The organism is Kribbella koreensis, from assembly GCF_039525325.1.
Lineage (GTDB): Bacteria > Actinomycetota > Actinomycetes > Propionibacteriales > Kribbellaceae > Kribbella > Kribbella koreensis.
The window spans coordinates 266,943-283,770 of sequence record NZ_BAAAHK010000008.1; the positions used below are offsets into that span (position 1 = coordinate 266,943).

Consider the following 16,828-nt stretch of genomic DNA (forward strand, 5'->3'; position numbering starts at 1 on the left):
ATCCTGTGTCGGAGCCTAGAAGGAGGTTGAACCGAAAACATGGCCGATGATCCGGAAGACTTTGCCGATTCGCCACAGCAACCGGCGTACGGCGAACCCGATGTGCTCTCGGACGTGCTGCAGGCGATTCACCTGCAGGGTGGCGAGGTGCTCCGCCGGTCGAGCGCGGGTGAGCGGCACCCGGTCGGCGCCAGGGTGCTGCATCTGGTCGAGGAGGGCGGGCTCAGCATCGAGATCACTGGCGAAGCCACCGTGGAACTGGGTGCTGGGGACCTGGTACTGCTCGCGCGCGGTGATGCCCACCTCGTCCGCGCGGCGCCGCACTCGTGCTGGGTGACCGGGGAGTTCCTGGTCGAGACGGTTGTCGCTGCGCCGCTGCTCGGGGTACTGCCGCCGGCGATCGTGATCCGCGGCGACGCGGGATCAGCGGCTTGGCTCCGGCCGATCAGCGAGTTGCTCGTGTCCGAGGTGATCCGCTCGGCACCCGGCGCTCGGGTGATGGTGTCGCGGGCGCTCGATCTGCTCTTCATCTGGACGCTGCGGTCGTACGCCGCGTCCGGAGATGTGCGCGAGGCCGGCTGGCTCACGGCAGCGATGGATCCAATGCTCGCACCGGTCCTAGCCGCCATCCACCGGGACCCTGGTCGCGACTGGGCCGTCGACGAGCTCGCGCGGCTTTCCGCGCTGTCGCGTTCGGCGTTCGCGACGCGGTTCGCCGAGTCGGTCGGGGAAACCCCCGGTTCGTACGTACTGCGGTGCCGGCTGGGCCACGCGGCGCACCTGCTCCGCGGTACCGCCGACCCGGTCGGCCGGATCGCGGCCCGCGTGGGCTACATCTCCGAAGCCGCCTTCAGCCGGGCGTTCTCCCGTGCCTATGGCAGCTCGCCCAGGGCGTGGCGCGGCGGACCTGACGCTGATTCCTCCGAAAGAACACTGCGATGACCGGACTGTTCGTGACCTCGTAGGTAGTCGCGGGGAAGGGCCGGACGACACCGCCGGGTTGACCGGTGGCGTCGTCCGGCTGGCGTCAGCGGGTGGCCGCGACGGCCCGTTCGATCAGGCTGGTGACAATCCCCGGGTTGGTCACTTGTGCCGCGTGGGGAGTGTCGGCCTCGACGATGTGGGAGTGGGCGCGAGTCGCCATGAAGCGCGCGGCGGCGGGCGGGATCAGGTGGTCGTCGTCGGAGACGAGGTACCACGAGGGGATCTTCTTCCAGGCCGGTACGCCGGCGCTGGGCTCGCCCAGGGCCGTCGATGCGACGGGGCTCTGCGTGGCGGCGAGTTCTGCGGCGACGGCCGCGGTGACGCGGTTGCTCAGGAACAAATCCCGGTACTGATCCGCCTTGGCGTACAGGTCGATCTCGGGCTTGTTGTCGGGGGTGAGGAAGGGGACCGGGACGGGGCTGAGGGCGGTGGGAATGGGCGCATTGGGATCGTTGCTGATGTGGCTGCCCGGGAAACGCCCGGTCAGGGTCGCGACGTTCTCACCCGTGTCCGGCGCGAAGGCCGAGATGTAGACCAGGGCCTTGACGTTGGGGTTGTCCGTGGCGGCACTGGTGATGACGGCGCCGCCGTAGGACTGCCCGACCAGGACGATGGGGCCCTGGACGGTCTTGAGGAACGAAGCCAGGAAGGCGGAGTCGCCGGAAAGGCTGCGCAGGGCCGTCGGCGGAGCGACGACCGGGTAGTCGTCGGCCTGCAGGCGCTTGACCACGCGGCCCCAGCTGGCCGCGTCCGACCAGGCTCCGTTGACGAGGACGATCGTCGGTTTCGGACCCTTGACCACCGGGTGCGAGAGGGCGACAGGCGCGGTCTGGTGGGACGGTTCGGCTGACGCCAGCGTGGTGATGCCGGCGGCGAGGACGATTCCGGTCACGCCGAGGACGGCGGAGTACAGAAGACGACGGTTACGCACGATTTCTCCTTGTTCGAAACGGGTTTTCATTGCAGGCGTCGGCGTCACACCCGGGCGGGGGCGTGTTCCTCGGCCCAGTTCAGCGCGTAGTCGGCGACGTCCTGCCAGCCGTCCTGGCCGATGATGAAGTGCGAGCGCCCGGGGAACTCCTGGTAAGCGCTGACGGCCTTGGACTTGCGGGAGAGCCGCCAGTTGGCTTTGTTGACCTTGGGCGGCACGAGGTGGTCGGCCTCGCCTGCGATGAACAGCAGCGGGGCCGTGCGCTTGCGGAAGTCGACCCGGGTCACGGCGCGCGGGTTGAAGTTGGCGAACGCCCCCTGGAAGAGGACGCGGGCCGAGCCGGGGACGGCGTACCGCTCGTAGCGGGCAGCGGACTCGCTTTCGGACAGCGTGTTGGTGACGGCGTAGTGGAACTGCTCCGGCGTCAGCGAGACCGCTTTGTTCTTGTTGGCCGGGTTTCCGAGGACCGGGAAGGTCGACTTGAGGGTCGACAGCGGCAACGGGAGGACGCCCTTGACGGCCGCCGAGTCGATGGCGACGCCGACGCTGCCCAGTCCGCGATCGAGCAGGAGCTGGACGACGGTACCGCCGAACGAGTGGCCCATGATGATCGGCGGCCGATCCAGCGCCTGGATGATGCTCTGGTAGTGGTCGACCACCTCCCGAAGCCCGACTCCCGCGATCCCCGCGGGGTCACGGCGAAGGTCCTCGACCTCGCGGTCGAGCCCCGGCCAGGCCGGGGTCAGCACCCGGTATCCCCGCCCTTCGTAGTGGTGTTTCCACCCCTCCCAGCTGCGTGGATTCACCCAGAGCCCGTGGACGAGCACGATCGTGCCGGCCTCACCGGCGGAGAATTCATTCATGCGGACCTTCCCTTGAGCAAGACGCTTCGTTGCCTGGAGCACGCCTGACCGGCGCTCCCCGAAAGTCGCCTCGGTGCGCGTCGAGCACGCATCCGGCGGATGCTCATCAGGATCGGTCGCCACTCCACCCGCCCGCTTCCGTCGGATGACCACAGGAATCCGACGCCGTCCCGCCACCTCGGACAGTCGTTCGACAGTCGGATGACGGTGACCCTGCTCCTGAGTTACTGCCGCAGGTAAGCGTCGACCTCAGGCAGTACCTCGGACAGCGGGCGGTGCATGTCCAGCTGGAGGTAGTTGCCCGGAGGCCGTTGGACGCGGTCTGCCGCGCCGCGGAAGAAGGCCTCGCCATCGACTGGTTCGTCGCCGAGGTCCACCGGCGGATGATCCACACCGCGACGATGGCTCCTCAGCCGCGGGCGTTGGTGGAGTCGCTCGTCGATGAGTTTCAGATCGTCGACCTGGCATTCGACGTACCGGTAGTTCGCGTTGTGCTGCCGGGCGATTCCCATCCCCTCGGTGACGATCCGTGGCCAGAAGCACGGGCTGTCCATGACCACGGGATGGCCTTGGGCCAGTACGTGGCGGGCCTGGGCGTACATCACCTCGTACGCCGCCTTGGTGCTGCTCGTCAGGTCGAAGCCCGCATCGAGAATGGCGGACTTGATGACGTCGTAGTCGACGGCGACGGCGTTGAACGTCTTGACGACGTGTGCGGCCACGGTGGACTTTCCGGAGCCGGGAACGCCTGACATCTGGAGCAGGAACATCCTGTGCCGACCTTCCGTTGTTCCCGGTATGAATGAGCCTATCGAGGTTGTACGCCGGTTCTGTGCGGCTTGGTCTGACAATGTCGCTACCGCTGAGCTGGTCGCGTTCTTCGCCGAGGACGCCGTCTACCACAACATCCCGCTGGAGCCGGTGGCCGGACGGGAGGCGATTGCCGGCTACATCGACTCGTTCATCCGTCCTGGGGCGCCGGGAATCGAGCGGATCGAGTTCAAGGTCCGCAACATCGCGGCCGATGGTCCGGTCGTGATGACCGAGCGGGTGGATGTGTTCACGCTGCCCGACAGGTCGTTCGAGGTACCGGTGATGGGGGTCTTCGAGGTTGCCGACGGCAAGCTCACGGCGTGGCGCGACTACTTCGACATCAACCAGTTCACCACCCGAATGGGATAGAAGCCCGCGGATTCTCGGCGGTAGCCTGTTGAGATGGGGCTTGGGCGGGGGAAGACGGAGCATGGCGGCGCTCGCGATATGACGCGCAAGCACGGCCATTGGGGTCATGCCGAGGAGGCCAAGGCCTGGGCGTCCCGCGCCCGCCGGCGCGACGAGAAGCGCGAGCTTGATGAAGTACGGCATCAGCTCGGTGAGTGATGCCATTCGCAAGGACGACCTTGCGGCTGAGGGTGAGCCGGAGGTGGAGTTCAACGTCGGGATTGCGGGGCGTTTGCCGCGGAAGACGGCTGCTGCGGGTGCGTTGATTCGCGATGACGCTGGGCGGATCTTGTTTCTGAGCCGGATGGTCGTTGATCCTGGCGAGGCGCGTGGCTATGAGTTCCTGTCGCTGGATGAGGCTGCCGGGCGGTTGCGGCCGTCGCTTGCTCGGAGGATCGCGGTAGCGGTGGAGGCAGTGGATCGGGGAGTGCCGGTCTATGCGGAGTTCGGGCGTTCCGTGAGTTCCGCGGACTAGGCGCCGGCACGCTTGCGGGTTAGGACGGCTACCGCGATCAGGGGTAGGGCTGAGATGGCTTGCATTGTCGTGTACCAGGTGGGGCAGAGGTTGGGGATCAGGTCTACGGCGATGATGGCGATGGGCATGATCGTGGTGAGGGTTTGTAGGCGGGTGAGGCTGGAGTGGGTGCCGGTGGCGGCTTGGGTTGCCAGGCGGTAGAGGAGTGGGGAGATCGCCAGCAGGATGGTGGAGCGGATCCACTCGAAGAGGGTTGTCTGGTGGTTCGTGAAGGTCAGCGTCGCGACTGTGCCTAGAGTGATGGCGCTGACCATGGCGTAGAGCTTGATGCACTTCTTGACGGTGTCGAAGGATTCTTGGGTGCGGGGAGCGTCGGTTGTCGTCATGTCGTCGACGCTACGGAGGTCGGAACAGGTCCGGTATGGAGCTGGGCGTCGGGCAGGGTGGGGCTGGCCACACCCTTGGTCCGGCGATACTGGGTTGGTGATTCTTGAGGGTGTGCGGGTTCTTCATCGGACTGGGCAGTGGTGTGCGGGGGTGCGGACTGCTGACAATGTGGTGGCTTATGACGTGCCGATCCTTCCGGAGTGGCAGGCGGTGGGGCGGCCGACCGTGGATCGAGGGTTTGTCATTGCCGATGAAGGTGTGCAGATCATGAAGCCGAACACCTTCACGGGATGGCTTGAGGGTGGTTGGTACATCGATCTGGTGGATGTGGAGGAGACCGAGCCGGGGCGGTTGGTCGTTCATGATCGGCAGGTGGATATTTTGTTGCCGCCGACAAGCATTCGGTACGAGATGCTTGATCTGGACGACTTCGCGGATGTGATCGAGAACGGGTCGCTTGATGCGGCTACCGCGGTTCGGGTGTTACGGAACACTCAGCGGTTCATCGACAAGTACCTGCGCAACACGGACCAGGACGTTCTCGAGTCCTGGCCGGACTTCCCGCCGGCGGCCGTACGGCAACTGGCGGAGCTGCCGCCTTTTGAGAAGGGGGAACAGTGGTGAGGCCTCGGATCTTCGGTACCAGCTTCGCGGACGTCTATCCGTTGTACGTCGCCAAGGCGGAGCGGAAAGGGCGGACCAAGGCGGAGGTCGACGAGATCATCCGGTGGCTGACGGGGTACAGCCGGCAGGACCTGGAAGGGCAGTTGGCGAAGCAGGCGGACTTCGAGACTTTCATCGCGGAGGCGCCGGAGCCGAACCCGGCGCGGGCGCTGGTCAAGGGCGTCGTCTGTGGCGTCCGGGTGGAGGAGATCGAGGATCCGGTCATGCGCGAGATCCGGTACCTGGACAAGCTGATCGACGAGCTGGCGCGCGGTAAGGCGATGGAGAAGATCCTCCGCAAGGTGTGAGCCCGCAGCGCTGGCTTGGCTGAGACAGCGGGGTGACAGCGCCGTGGGCGGGTGCTGTCAGGGGGTGTCGTCAGGGTCGTGGTGTGACTCGACGACAGGAGCTTCCGATGTATGACGTGGTGATAGTGGGTGCGGGGCCGGTTGGGCTGTTCCTTGCTTGTGAGCTGGGGCTGGCGGGGTGCTCCGTGCTGGTGCTCGAGCGGGAGGCAGACGAGGCGTCGCCTTGGCGGGCGATGCCGTTGGGGATGCGGGGGATGTCGGCGGCCTCGGTCGAGGCGTTCTACCGGCGAGGGTTGCTGGGGGAGTTGCTCGCGGCGTCCGGGCGGTCGAAGGATCTCGAGGAAGACGAGCCGCTCGTTCCTCAGCGGGTAGGGCACTTCGCGGGGATGATGCTCGACCCGAGCAAGGTTGATCTCGGCGCGCTCCCGGAAAGGTTGCCGACGCCCGCGCCGGGTGGCGCGATGACCAGCCTGGAGGCGGTCGAAGGGGTGCTGGCCGAGCGGGCGGCCAAGCTTGGCGTCGAGGTCAGGTACGGCGTGACGGTTGGTGCGCTTACGCAGTACGAGGAGAAAGTCGTCATCAACCAGGAGTACGAAGCGCGATGGGTGGTCGGGTGTGACGGCGGGCGGAGTACGGTGCGCGGTCTGGCGGGCTTCGAGTTCGCCGGTACGAAGCCGGAGTTCACCGGCTATGTCATGGACGCCACGGTCGCCGATCCCGAGAAGCTCGAGCCCTGGTTCAATCCGACGCCGACCGGGATGTACGTCCGGATGCCGATCGAGGGGCATCTCGGGATGATGGACTTCGACGGTGGCGCCTTCGATCGCTCGCAGGAGCTGACTCGCGAACACCTGCAGGAGGTACTGCGCAGGGTCTCAGGCACTGACGTGACCTTGAGCGAGGTACGCCGGGCGTCGAGCTTCACCGATCGGGCGATGCAGGCGACGACGTACCGGCAAGGGCGGGTGCTGCTGGCCGGCGACGCCGCGCACATCCACTCGCCGCTGGGCGGGCAGGGGCTCAACCTCGGCCTCGGCGACGCGATGAACCTGGGCTGGAAGCTCGCGAAGACCGTCCAAGGCAATGCTCCGGATGGTCTTCTCGACAGCTACGCGGGTGAGCGTCAGCCGATCGCCGCGCGCGTGCTCGACTGGTCGCGTGCGCAGGTGGCGACGATGGCGCCGGGATCGCAGGCGCTGCAGGGGTTGCTGCACGAGCTGTTCGAGACCCGCGACGGTACGACGTACGCGTTCAAAAGGTTGTCGGGGGCATCGATCCGGTACGACCTCGGCAGCGAGCATCCGCTGGTCGGCCGGGTCGCGCCGGAGTTCCGGCTCGAGGACGGCCGCCGGCTCGCGGACCTGATGCGCGACGGCGAAGGCGTCCTCCTCGATTTCAGCGGGCGCCTGGCCAGCAGGGCGACAGGGTGGGAGGGAAGGATCCGGTACTCCGCTCAGCCCGCCCGCGACGACCTCGGACTGGCCGCCGCGCTGATCCGGCCGGACGGTGTCGTGGCCTGGGCGGCGTACCAGGCCGATCCTGATGGCGAAGCTGCCGCAGCCGGGTTCGACCAGGCGGCGACGCGTTGGTTCGGTGGTCGCGCATGACGATCACCCTGCGAGCGGGCAGCACCGTGATGTTCACCGGCGACTCGATCACCGACAGCTTCCGGTTCGAGAGCGAGGAGGCGCTCGGGTACGGCTACCCGCTGCGCGTCGCCGGAGAATGGGGCTACCGCCATCCGGACCGGCCGATCACCTGGCACTACGTCCGCCCGCTGGCGATTCTGCAGGTAGTTGCCAAGGGCACCTTGTGCTCCGTCTGAGCATCCGCACGCCGCGGATCTGCTCAGGCGGAGCACAAGGTCGGTCCGCTCAGTCAGCTGACACCAAGGGAGCGATCAGTTCGTGCCAGTCGGTTTCTGCGGCTTTGCGGGTCACCTCGGCGAATCGTGGTTCGCCGAGGTGATGTCGGGCGTCCTGCTCGATTCTGGTGGCGTCCAGTTGGGAGAGGCTCGCCAGACCGCGGACGTCGGTGGTGGCTGCCAGGAGGAGCGCTGCCTGGTCGTAGTTGCCGAGGCGGGCAGCGAGGTCCGCGAAGCCGACCAGGAGTGGGCCGAGCAGGAAGGCGAATCCTAGTTCGGAGGCCGCCTGCCAGGCGGCGATACGGTGACGGCGGGACTCCTCGAGATCGTTGGTCAGGTAGCCGCGCACGTCGTGGATCTGGGCGCGAACACTCGCCTGCTCCGCGGCGTCGCCCAGGAGCGTGGTTGCGAGCTCCAGCTGACGGCGGGCCTCCGCCAGGTCGCCGGCCAGCCGCGCGAGGCCCGCCTTGGCGAGTGCGAGGGAGACCAGGGCGTACGGCCAGGTGACGCCCTCGGCGAGCCGCTCGGCGTCGGCGATGGCGGCCGCGCTGGCGTCGCGGTCGCCGATCACCCAGTACAGCATCGCCTGCTGGGTCCGCGTCTCGATGACGTCCTCGACGGCGCCGAGCTCGGTGAGGACGGTGATCGCCTCCTCGTAGCACTCGCAGGCGCCGTCGAACTCACCGCGGGTCGCGAGCTGGACCGCCAGCTCGCCCAGTGCCAGGTAGATCCCGAACCGGTCGCCGAGCGTCCGGAACTCCGCGAGCGCCAACGCAACCTGAGCCTCCGCCTCCGCACCGCCCTGGCCGAGGAGGGCTCGCATCTTGCCGACCTGCCAGCGGGCCAAGGCCCCGACCCACGGGTCGTCGCTGTCCAGCTGATCCTCGAAAGCGGCCAAAGCCTGCTCAGGCGCATCGAGCAGGCGCTCCATCGGGATCACCAGGCCGAGCATGGGGTGGTTGCTCTCGCTGAGCTGACTGAACCGGTACGCCTTCCGGATCCACTCCTCGCCCAGATGCTCGTCGCCCTGCCCCGACGTCACGTAAAGCACCACCAGTCCGTAGACCAGCGCACGGATGTCATCCGGCACCTCGCCCGGGAGGTCGACGGCCGCGAGTGCCAGCTCAAGCCCTTCGGTACGACGTCCGCCCAGCCACCAGTACCACCCGGTGGCCGCCGCGAGCTGCATCGCCGTCCCCGCGTTACCGGCCGCGATCGCTCCCCGCAGCGCGGCGCTGAGGTTGTCGTGGTCGGCCCGGAGCAGGGCGAGCCACTCCAACTGCTCGGCGCGGCGCAGATGCGGCTCCGCGATCTCCGCGAACTCGGTGAAGTACGCGAGATGCGCCTGCCGGGTCTGATCGGATTCGCCCGCCTCCGCGAGCCGATCGGCGGCGTACTCCTTGATCGTGGTCAGCATCCGGTAGCGCGGAGCGCCATCGCCCACAGGGACCAGCAGCGACTTCTCGGCGAGTGAGGTGAGCAACTCGAGCACCTGATCCCGCTCGACGGCGTCACCGAGGCAGACGTGCTCGGCCGCCTCCAGGCTCGCTCCACCAGAGAACACCGAGAGCTTGCGTAGTACCGTCCGCTCGGCGTCGGTGAGCAGCTCCCAGCTCCAGTCGACCACCGCGCGCAACGTCTTGTGGCGCGGCAACGCGGTACGGCTCCCGCTGGTCAGCAGCCGGAACCGGTCGTCGAGCCGGTTGGCGAGCTGCTCGATGCTCATCGTGCGCAACCGGGCGGCGGCCAGCTCGATCGCCAGCGGCATCCCGTCCAGCGCCAGGCAGATCCGCACCATCAGCGCCTTGGTGTGTTCGTCGGTCCCAAGAGCCTTCCGTACTGCGCCCGCCCGGTCCCGCAGCAACCGCAGCGCCGGCGAGCTGTCATCGACGAGACCGCCGGTCGGGAGGGCAAGCGGCTCGACCTGCCACAACGCCTCGCCGGTGATCCCGAGCGGCTCCCGGCTGGTCGCCAGGATCCGCAGCCGCCGGCACTCTCCGAGCACTCGCTCGGCCAGCTTCGCCACCGACTCGATCACGTGCTCGCAGTTGTCCAGGATCAGCAGCATCTCCCGGTCGTTGATCGCGGCAATCAGCCCGTCCATCGGGTCCGATGGCGACGGACCGAGCAGCGCGTCCCGAAGACCGAGCCCGGCGAGCGCGGTCTGCGCGACATCGCTTCCCGCGCCGATCGGGGCGAACTCGATCAGCCAGATCCCGTCCGCCATCCCACCGAGCACTGTCCGCGCGGTCTCCGTCGCCAGCCTGGTCTTCCCCGAACCGCCCGACCCGATGAGAGTGGTCAGTCGATGCTCTGCGATCAGCTCCCGGACTGCCGCGACGTCCGCGTCACGGCCGACGAAACTCGTCAACTCGGCCCGTACGTTGGTCTTGCGGGTCTCCTCGCGCTGTCCCAGCTCCCCACGCAGCAGCGCAACATGCAAGGCCGCCAACTCCGGCGAGGGGTCGACGCCGAGCGCGTTGGCCAAGGCCTGTCGTGTTCGCTCGTACAGGACCAACGCCTCGCTGTCGCGACCGGTTGCCACGAGGGCGCGGATCAGCGCCGCAACCAGCCGTTCCCGCAGCGGATGCGCAGTCACCGCGTCGGTCAGCTCCGGGAGCACCTCCGCGCCCTGGCCGAGGCTGACCTCTCCCTCGAACCGATCCTCCATCGCGGTGAGCCGCAGCCCCTCGAGCCGGGTCCCCGCCGCGTTGAACGCGGCGCTTTCGTCCAGGCCGACGTCCTGCAACGCCGCCCCACGCCACAAGGCAAGAGCCTCGCGCAGCAGCCGCACCTGCCGGGGACCCTTCTCAGTGCGGGCCTGCCCGACGAGGGCTTCGAACCGCAGCGCATCGACCGCGTCGGGATCCACCGTCAACCGGTAACCGCTCGGCTGCCCCTCGACCGACCCCTCCGGCAAGGCCTTCCGCAACCGCGAAACCAACCGCTGCAAGGCATTCGCCGCCTCGGCCGGTGGCTGCTCACCCCAGATCCAGTCGACCAGCGTCGCCTTCGGCACGGTACGACCCGCCTCCAGCGCCAGCGCGATCAGCAACCCCCGCAGCCGGGCACCCGGAACGTCGGCCAGGCGCCCATCGCCCGCCCGAACCTCGAATGACCCCAGTATCCCGATCTGCACCCGACAGATCTTGCCATCCATCCGGAGCCCCGAACGCCCAGGCTGCCCGGCGCCCCCGCTGTCACCGACTCAGCGGGACAGGTCTCGCAGTTGGCGGCGGGAGGTGATCTCCAGTTTGCGGTAGATGTTGCGGAGGTGGGCGTCGATGGTGCGGGGGCTGAGGAAGAGGGTTGCGGCGACTTCCTTGGAGCTTGCGCCGGCGGCGACCTTGGTGGCGATCAGGCGTTCCTGCGACGTGAGCTGGTCGATGGGGTTAGTGCCTTCGCGGCGCGGGCGCTGGCCGGTGGCGGCGAGTTCGCGGGCTGCTCGTTCGGCGAAGGCGGCGGCGCCCATCGCGGCGAAGGCCTCGTGCGCGGCTTGGAGCTCGACTCGTGCCTCGGAGCGACGGGACTCGCGCCGCAGCCATTCGCCGTAAAGCAGCCGCGCACGCGCGTACAGAGCCCGTACGTCGGTCTGCGCGAGCAGGTCGATCGCCTCCCGGTACCGCGCGTCCGTGCTCGCTGACGCCGGATCGAGCAAGGCCTGCGCGAGAAGGTGCGATGCAACGGCCCACGGTGTCGGGTTGGTGCGGGCCAGCGCCTCGATCCGGTCCACTGCGAGGGCCGCGTCCTCAGGGCGGCCGGCTCGGGCGGCGGCTTCGACGAGTTCCGCGTCGAGGCTCCAGACGACGTACGAACCGCGTTGCTGTTGTTGCTGGGCGGTGAGTCCGGCCTTGACTGCGGCCGGGTAGTCGCCAAGGCCGTTGCGGAGTACGGCGGTGGCGTAGAGCTCGGCGACGATCTCGTCCCGGCCGACGCGCTCGTGCATGCCGGCCAGCAGCTCCTGGAACTCGTCCGTGTCGCCCCGCCAGGCCGCGAAGATGAACTCGGCGAAGGCCAGGTCGAGGGTGCCGGCCGCCTCGTCGACCGCGCGTGCCTCCTCCAGAGCAGCGGCCGCGTCGCCGAACCGGCCGAGCATCATCCGCCCGATGGCATGGAACTTCAGCGCCTGCGGCAGTACTGCGAACGCCGACTGCCGGCGAGCCAGTTCGACCTGATGGGTGGAGACCTCGTCCACCGCCTCGGCGTCGCACAGGTCGATCGCCATCATGCAGGCGAGCTCCATCCACCAAGGGCTGGTGAGCTCGGAGGTCCTGAACGCCTCCACCGCGGCGCGCATCGCCGGTACCGCCTTCTCGGCCGGCAGCATTGCCTGGTCGAGCAACGCATCCAGTAGCAGGTCGGCAGGTCGTGGGTTCTCCGGCGGCGGTACTTGAGCACGGATCCGGGTGCCGAGCTGGCGCAGGCGTCCCGGCAGCCGGTCGATGAACATCGCGGAACTGAATGCCTCGATGTAGGTCTCCCGGGCCTCGTCGGGCGGGAGGTCCGGGGCGACGCTGACCAGGGCTGCGGTCGCCTCGGGACTGCGCTCGAGGTGGAGGTCGATCAGAGCGCGCTGGAGGCGGGCCTCGGCATGCTGTTCAGGGTCGAGCTGGCGGCGTTCGGCCTGGGTGACCAGCTCGCGGGCCTCGGGGAACGAGCCCAGTCGCATCCGCAGCCGGGCCGCGGCGAGGAGTCGGGCGGCTTGGCCGGCGGGCTCTGGGCTCAGTTGTGCGGCGCGTTCGAGGAAGGCCGAGGCGGCTGCGAGGTCGCCGCGCCGCTCGGTGCGTTCGGCCGACTCGGTCAGCTCGGTCGCGACGTCCTCGTCGGTGTCGATGACGGCGTGCGCTCGGTGCCAGGCGCGACGGTCGGGGTCGATGGCTCGGTCCGTCGCCTCGGCGAGCGCGGCGTGCAGGCTGCGGCGCATCGCGGGGGTCGCTGCCTGGTACGCCGCTGAGCGCACGAGCGGGTGGCGGAAACGCAGCCGTGGACCGAGCACGACCAGGCCGTCGTCTTCAGCGTCGGCGATGGTGGCTGGGTCGAGGTCGAGGAGTTTCGCTGCGCGTCGGAGTAGGCCTAGGTCTCCGACCGGCTCGGCGGCGGCCAGGGCGACGAGGGATTGCGTTGCCGGTGGCAACCGTAGTACGCGTCGGGTGAACTCGTTCTGCAGAGCCTCGACGACGCTGCCGCGCTGCGCGCTCTGGTGATCGGCGGGCAAGGCCATCGGGCCGTCGATGTGCCCGAACTCCAGCAGGGCAAGGGGATTGCCGTGCGCTTCGGCCAGGACGCGGTCGAGTACTTCGCTGTCGACGCCCGCTCGCGTCGAGGACTGCAGGAGGGTCAGCGCGTCGGCTTCGGCGAGGCCGGAGAGTTGCAGACGGGGGAGCTCGGGGAAGTCGACGCCGGGTCCGCTGTCGTCGCGCGCCGCGAGGACCATGGCGATCTGCTCGGAGGCGATCCGGCGGGCGACGAAGGTGAGCACTTGGCGGGTACCGGCGTCGATCCACTGGACATCGTCGATGACGCAGCAGACGGGGTGGCGGCGGGTGAGTTCGCAGAGCAGGCCGAGTACGGCGACGCCGACCATCAGTGGGCTTGGTGTCGTGGCGTCGCCGAGGCCGAAGACCGACTCGAGCGCTCGCTGCTGGACGGCGGGGAGTTCGGTGCGGTGCTCGATCACGGGGGCGCAGAGTTGGTGCAGGGCGGCGTACGGGAGGTCGCGCTCGAACTCGCTGCCGTCTGCGCGTAGTACCAGCCAATCGTCGAGCTGTCCGGCCACGGTCTCGACGAGTGTCGACTTGCCGATCCCCGCCTCGCCGGCGACCACGATCGCGCCGCCTCGGCCGTCCCCGGCCCCGCGTGTCACCTCGCCGATCGCGTGCAGCTCAGCCTGCCGGGCCACGAACTGCATCGGGTCGACTCTCCTCGGTAATCGATGGAACGCGCTTCGCGGCCATCGTAGGTGAGGGCCGGTGACTACGTAGGCAGCCGATCTACGTAGTTTTCGCCGACGCGCCGCCTGCCTTCGTCACGGCATCGTCTATCTCGTCAGCACGACACACCGAGAACGAAGCGAGGACGAGATGATCACCGAGGTAGAGCTCCCAGGCATCGTCGAACCGGAGGGACTGCGCCTGCGCCGGCGGGAGATCCCCGAGCTCGAAGCAGGCCAGGCGCTGATCCGGATGGAGGCGACGGGAGTCTCGTTCGCCGAACAACAGATGCGGCGCGGCCGGTACTACGACCAGCCGCCCTTCCCGTTCGTACCCGGCTACGACGTGGTCGGCGTAATCGAGTCCCTCGGCCCCGACTCGGGCTCCGGGTTCGTGGTCGGGCAGCGGGTTGCCTCGTTGACCAAGGTCGGTGGCTGGGCCGACCGGCTGGTGCTGAACACCGCGGACCTCGTGCCGGTGCCGGACGGGGTGGGGGCCGAAGAGGCGGAAGCGTTGATCGTCAACGGCGTGACCGCCTGGCGGATGCTGCGGATCGCGAAGGTCAAGCGTGGCGACACCATCGTCGTACTGGGCGCCAACGGCGGAGTCGGATCACTCCTCGTGCAGTTCGCCCGGTACCTCGGCGCGCAGGTCATCGGAACCGCTTCCAAGCGTCACCTCCCGTACGTCCGTGAGCTCGGCGCGATCCCGGTCGACCGCGAACAGGACACCGTCGCCGCAGTCAAGGCGATCGCCCCGGACGGAGTCGCCGCGGTCTTCGATCACGTCGGCGGTACCGGCATCCGCCACTCCTGGTCGATGCTCGGCCGCGGCGGATACCTCGTCTCCTACGGAACCGCCTCCACCCGTGACGACCAAGGCAACGCCAAACTCCCCGTTCTCGCCCTCTTCGGCCGCCTGTTCCTGTGGAACCTGCTCCCCAACGGAAAGTCCGCGACCTTCTTCAACCTATGGGCCGGCAAGGCCCGCCGCCCCGAGCGCTACCAGACCGAACTCCGCACCGACCTGGAAGCCGTCCTCGCACTCCTCGCCGCCGGCGAGATCACCGCCCGCATCGCCCGGGCCTTCCCCCTGGCCGACATAGCCGACGCCCTCCACTACGCCGAATCCGGCACCGCCGCCGGAAAAGTAATCCTCGTCCCCTGATCCCCGGCCCCGACCACCCGCCGCGGACCCCGCGGCCCCGACCACCCGCCGCGAACCCCCTGCCTAGCAGCTTCCTCGTGTACCCGCTTCCAGCGGCCCAGGCCAACTTGAGCACAGCGTCTGCCTCGGCCGCCGACAGCCAACCGGACCACCTCCATTGCGGCGCCCTTCACCCCGTCCGGTCTTATGTTGGACAAGTGACTGATGACAGCTGGGCCGGGTTGGCGGATTCGTTTGCCGAGGGCGCGTATGCCTCGCCGAAGGGGCGGGTGCGGACGTACGTGATGCACCACCAACTGCTCGAGCACCTGGCCGGGCCGCCGGGCGCAGTGCTCGATGTCGGTGGGGGAGCGGGGCATCAGTCGTTCCCACTGGCGCAGGCCGGCTACGCGGTGACGCTGCTCGATCCGTCCGCGGCGATGCTGGACAAGGCGCGAGAGCGACTCGACCGGTTGCCTGCTGAGGTACAGAAGCGGGTGACGTTGTTGCAAGGCGACGGCTTGAAGGCTGTCGAGCTGGTGGATGGGCGGCTGTTCGATGCGGTGTTGTGCCACGGCGTACTCGGATATCTCGATCAGCCGGACGAGCTGGTATCGCAGTTGTGTCAGTGCGCCGTCGCGGGCGGCCTGGTGTCGATCATGACGGGCAATGCCAACACGATGGCGGTACGTCCCGCGCTCGAGCGCCGCTGGGACGATGCGCTGGCGGCCTTCGACTCCACCGAGGAGATCGGGGTGCTGGGCGTGCCGACGCGGGCCGACACGGTGGAGCATCTCAGCGAGTTGATGAAGAGCCATGGGGTCGCCGCGCTGGAGTGGTACGGGGTCTGGCTCTTCACGGACTGGCTTGATTTCAGCGGTGTCGAGGTGGATCTGACCGACTCGGCGCAGGTCGCCGCGATGGCCGCGGTCGAGTTGGAGGCCAGCAAGCGAGACCCGTATCGGCAACTCAGCCGGCCCTTCCACCTCGTGGGGCGCAAGCTCACGTAGTACCGGATCTCAGCTTGCGGCCTTCTTGATCAACGCGGTGAGCTGCTTCTCGACGGCCGGGGTCAGCTTGGTCAGCGCGAAGGACGTCGCCCACATGTCGCCGTCGTCGAGGTTGGCCGGGTCGTTGAAGCCGAGCGTGCTGTAGCGAGCCTTGAACTTGTCGGCCGGCTGGAAGAAGCAGACGATCTTGCCGTTCTTGGCGTAGGCGGGCATGCCGTACCAGGTCTTCGGCGAGAGCTCCGGGGCGTTCTCCTTGACGATCGCGTGGATCCGCTCGGCCATCGCCCGGTCGCCCTCGTCGGCGATCTCCGCGATCTTCTCCAGTACCGCCGCCTCGGCCTCCGCCTTGCCGGACGCCGCCTTCAACTCCCGGGCCCGCTCCTTCATGGCCCCGCGCTCCTCGTCGGTGAACCCGTCGTAGGACTTGGACTTCGCTGCCGTGGACTTCTTCGTTGTGGTCATGGCTTCACCCTACGAACCCGCCTACCACCCGCGCTTCTCGAAAACTGATCGATATCCACACCTGCAACCATGTGTTGCGCATCAAGCCAGGTTGGGCTACTTTCATATGCAACAAAAGGTTGCGTCTGAAAGGAATCGAAATGGTAGACATCCTGCACAGAGTCGGAGTGAAGTCGTCGGTGGCCGAGGTCTACACCGCCCTCACCACGATCGAGGGCCTGTCCGGCTGGTGGACCACGAACACCAAGGGCGAGCCCGGCGCCGTCGACGGCGTCACCACATTCACCTTCGGCCCCGGCGGCTTCGACATGAAGGTCCTCGAACTCGACCCCGGCAAACGCGTCCTCTGGGAGGTCGTCGAAGGCCCCGAGGAGTGGCTGACCACCCACGTGATCTGGGACCTGGAACAGGTCGACGACTGGGCCATCATCCACTTCAAGCACGAAGGCTGGAAGGACCCCGTCGAGTTCATGTCCCACTGCAGCACCAGGTGGGCAGTCTTCCTCCTAAGCCTCAAATCCCTCCTCGAATCCGGCCAAGGCGCCCCCGACCCCAACGACACCACCATCAGCAACTGGCACTAG

At 68.1% G+C, this 16,828-nt stretch carries 18 protein-coding genes; 11 read left to right on the plus strand and 7 right to left on the minus strand.

Annotated elements, in window-relative coordinates; translation table 11 throughout:
• Window positions 1-39 precede the first annotated feature (39 nt).
• On the plus strand, window positions 40-942 hold the full coding sequence (locus ABD116_RS19315; protein WP_343971666.1) for an AraC family transcriptional regulator: 903 nt from the start codon (window positions 40-42) through the stop codon (window positions 940-942).
• Window positions 943-1,027: 85 nt separating this feature from the next.
• Here ABD116_RS19315 and ABD116_RS19320 read toward each other — a convergent pair whose 3' ends face one another.
• From ABD116_RS19320 to ABD116_RS19330, 3 genes are all read right to left on the minus strand, one after another.
• Window positions 1,028-1,915 carry an alpha/beta fold hydrolase gene (locus tag ABD116_RS19320; protein ID WP_343971669.1) on the minus strand — a complete coding sequence of 296 codons (888 nt, stop codon included), beginning with the start codon at window positions 1,913-1,915 and terminating at the stop codon, window positions 1,028-1,030.
• A gap of 44 nt (window positions 1,916-1,959) precedes the next feature.
• Window positions 1,960-2,778, minus strand: coding sequence for an alpha/beta hydrolase (locus tag ABD116_RS19325; RefSeq protein WP_343971671.1), 819 nt, complete (start codon window positions 2,776-2,778; stop codon window positions 1,960-1,962).
• Window positions 2,779-3,002: 224 nt separating this feature from the next.
• Window positions 3,003-3,548 carry a P-loop nucleotide/nucleoside kinase family protein gene (locus ABD116_RS19330; protein ID WP_343971673.1) on the minus strand — a complete coding sequence of 182 codons (546 nt, stop codon included), beginning with the start codon at window positions 3,546-3,548 and terminating at the stop codon, window positions 3,003-3,005.
• Window positions 3,549-3,576: 28 nt separating this feature from the next.
• Here ABD116_RS19330 and ABD116_RS19335 point away from each other — a divergent pair, with 28 nt between their 5' ends.
• Genes ABD116_RS19335 through ABD116_RS19345 form a run of 3 tightly spaced genes read left to right on the plus strand, consistent with a single transcriptional unit; the run spans window position 3,577 to window position 4,474 of the window.
• Window positions 3,577-3,960, plus strand: a complete 384-nt coding sequence (locus ABD116_RS19335; RefSeq protein WP_343971676.1) for a limonene-1,2-epoxide hydrolase family protein — start codon at window positions 3,577-3,579, stop codon at window positions 3,958-3,960.
• A 33-nt stretch (window positions 3,961-3,993) separates the two neighbouring features.
• Window positions 3,994-4,158, plus strand: a complete 165-nt coding sequence (locus tag ABD116_RS19340) for a hypothetical protein (protein WP_343971679.1) — start codon at window positions 3,994-3,996, stop codon at window positions 4,156-4,158.
• Window positions 4,151-4,474, plus strand: coding sequence for a hypothetical protein (locus ABD116_RS19345; RefSeq protein ID WP_343971682.1), 324 nt, complete (start codon window positions 4,151-4,153; stop codon window positions 4,472-4,474). The genes ABD116_RS19340 and ABD116_RS19345 overlap by 8 nt, the downstream gene beginning before the upstream one ends.
• Here ABD116_RS19345 and ABD116_RS19350 read toward each other — a convergent pair.
• The gene (locus ABD116_RS19350) at window positions 4,471-4,860 is read right to left on the minus strand and encodes a hypothetical protein (protein ID WP_343971685.1); all 390 of its coding nucleotides are present in this window, start codon (window positions 4,858-4,860) and stop codon (window positions 4,471-4,473) included. The genes ABD116_RS19345 and ABD116_RS19350 overlap by 4 nt on opposite strands.
• 211 nt (window positions 4,861-5,071) lie before the next feature.
• Here ABD116_RS19350 and ABD116_RS19355 point away from each other — a divergent pair, with 211 nt between their 5' ends.
• The 4 genes from ABD116_RS19355 to ABD116_RS19370 all read left to right on the plus strand — a co-directional run bounded on the left by ABD116_RS19355 (window position 5,072) and on the right by ABD116_RS19370 (window position 7,657).
• A complete protein-coding gene (locus ABD116_RS19355) occupies window positions 5,072-5,485 on the plus strand; it encodes a DUF402 domain-containing protein (RefSeq protein WP_343971688.1) in 414 nt (137 codons plus the stop codon).
• Complete coding sequence (locus tag ABD116_RS19360) at window positions 5,482-5,832, plus strand: DUF2200 domain-containing protein (protein ID WP_343971691.1); 351 nt, start codon at window positions 5,482-5,484, stop codon at window positions 5,830-5,832. The genes ABD116_RS19355 and ABD116_RS19360 overlap by 4 nt, the downstream gene beginning before the upstream one ends.
• 107 nt (window positions 5,833-5,939) lie before the next feature.
• Window positions 5,940-7,439, plus strand: a complete 1,500-nt coding sequence (locus tag ABD116_RS19365) for an FAD-dependent oxidoreductase (RefSeq protein ID WP_343971694.1) — start codon at window positions 5,940-5,942, stop codon at window positions 7,437-7,439.
• Window positions 7,436-7,657: a hypothetical protein gene (locus tag ABD116_RS19370; RefSeq protein WP_343971697.1), complete on the plus strand. Its 222-nt coding sequence runs from the start codon at window positions 7,436-7,438 to the stop codon at window positions 7,655-7,657. The genes ABD116_RS19365 and ABD116_RS19370 overlap by 4 nt, the downstream gene beginning before the upstream one ends.
• A gap of 49 nt (window positions 7,658-7,706) precedes the next feature.
• Here the strand turns inward: ABD116_RS19370 and ABD116_RS19375 are convergent, their stop codons facing one another.
• Together ABD116_RS19375 and ABD116_RS19380 are read right to left on the minus strand one after the other, a co-directional pair.
• On the minus strand, window positions 7,707-10,835 hold the full coding sequence (locus tag ABD116_RS19375; RefSeq protein ID WP_343971700.1) for an ATP-binding protein: 3,129 nt from the start codon (window positions 10,833-10,835) through the stop codon (window positions 7,707-7,709).
• Between the two features lie 69 nt (window positions 10,836-10,904).
• Window positions 10,905-13,604 carry an ATP-binding protein gene (locus ABD116_RS19380; protein ID WP_343971703.1) on the minus strand — a complete coding sequence of 900 codons (2,700 nt, stop codon included), beginning with the start codon at window positions 13,602-13,604 and terminating at the stop codon, window positions 10,905-10,907.
• Between the two features lie 172 nt (window positions 13,605-13,776).
• Here ABD116_RS19380 and ABD116_RS19385 point away from each other — a divergent pair, with 172 nt between their 5' ends.
• A complete protein-coding gene (locus ABD116_RS19385; protein ID WP_343971705.1) occupies window positions 13,777-14,793 on the plus strand; it encodes a medium chain dehydrogenase/reductase family protein in 1,017 nt (338 codons plus the stop codon).
• Window positions 14,794-15,077: 284 nt separating this feature from the next.
• On the plus strand, window positions 15,078-15,782 hold the full coding sequence (locus ABD116_RS19390; protein ID WP_425552104.1) for a class I SAM-dependent methyltransferase: 705 nt from the start codon (window positions 15,078-15,080) through the stop codon (window positions 15,780-15,782).
• A 9-nt stretch (window positions 15,783-15,791) separates the two neighbouring features.
• On the opposite strand, the gene ABD116_RS19395 is transcribed toward ABD116_RS19390, so the two are convergent.
• On the minus strand, window positions 15,792-16,244 hold the full coding sequence (locus ABD116_RS19395; RefSeq protein WP_343971710.1) for an iron chaperone: 453 nt from the start codon (window positions 16,242-16,244) through the stop codon (window positions 15,792-15,794).
• Window positions 16,245-16,384: 140 nt separating this feature from the next.
• On the opposite strand from ABD116_RS19395, the gene ABD116_RS19400 reads away from it, so the two are divergent.
• Window positions 16,385-16,828 (plus strand): SRPBCC family protein, encoded by a 444-nt coding sequence (locus ABD116_RS19400; protein WP_343971712.1) that lies wholly within the window; start codon window positions 16,385-16,387, stop codon window positions 16,826-16,828.

What these genes read in the sequence shown, in the direction of transcription:
- ABD116_RS19400 (WP_343971712.1), top strand. Translation starts at nt 16,385, where the DNA reads ATGGTAGACATCCTGCACAGAGTCGGAGTGAAGTCGTCGGTGGCCGAG.
- ABD116_RS19335 (WP_343971676.1), top strand. Translation starts at nt 3,577, where the DNA reads ATGAATGAGCCTATCGAGGTTGTACGCCGGTTCTGTGCGGCTTGGTCT.
- ABD116_RS19365 (WP_343971694.1), top strand. Translation starts at nt 5,940, where the DNA reads ATGTATGACGTGGTGATAGTGGGTGCGGGGCCGGTTGGGCTGTTCCTT.
- ABD116_RS19370 (WP_343971697.1), top strand. Translation starts at nt 7,436, where the DNA reads ATGACGATCACCCTGCGAGCGGGCAGCACCGTGATGTTCACCGGCGAC.
- ABD116_RS19390 (WP_425552104.1), top strand. Translation starts at nt 15,078, where the DNA reads ATGCACCACCAACTGCTCGAGCACCTGGCCGGGCCGCCGGGCGCAGTG.
- ABD116_RS19340 (WP_343971679.1), top strand. Translation starts at nt 3,994, where the DNA reads ATGGGGCTTGGGCGGGGGAAGACGGAGCATGGCGGCGCTCGCGATATG.
- ABD116_RS19380 (WP_343971703.1), bottom strand. Translation starts at nt 13,604, where the DNA reads ATGCAGTTCGTGGCCCGGCAGGCTGAGCTGCACGCGATCGGCGAGGTG.
- ABD116_RS19395 (WP_343971710.1), bottom strand. Translation starts at nt 16,244, where the DNA reads ATGACCACAACGAAGAAGTCCACGGCAGCGAAGTCCAAGTCCTACGAC.
- ABD116_RS19385 (WP_343971705.1), top strand. Translation starts at nt 13,777, where the DNA reads ATGATCACCGAGGTAGAGCTCCCAGGCATCGTCGAACCGGAGGGACTG.
- ABD116_RS19325 (WP_343971671.1), bottom strand. Translation starts at nt 2,778, where the DNA reads ATGAATGAATTCTCCGCCGGTGAGGCCGGCACGATCGTGCTCGTCCAC.
- ABD116_RS19330 (WP_343971673.1), bottom strand. Translation starts at nt 3,548, where the DNA reads ATGTTCCTGCTCCAGATGTCAGGCGTTCCCGGCTCCGGAAAGTCCACC.
- ABD116_RS19315 (WP_343971666.1), top strand. Translation starts at nt 40, where the DNA reads ATGGCCGATGATCCGGAAGACTTTGCCGATTCGCCACAGCAACCGGCG.
- ABD116_RS19350 (WP_343971685.1), bottom strand. Translation starts at nt 4,860, where the DNA reads ATGACGACAACCGACGCTCCCCGCACCCAAGAATCCTTCGACACCGTC.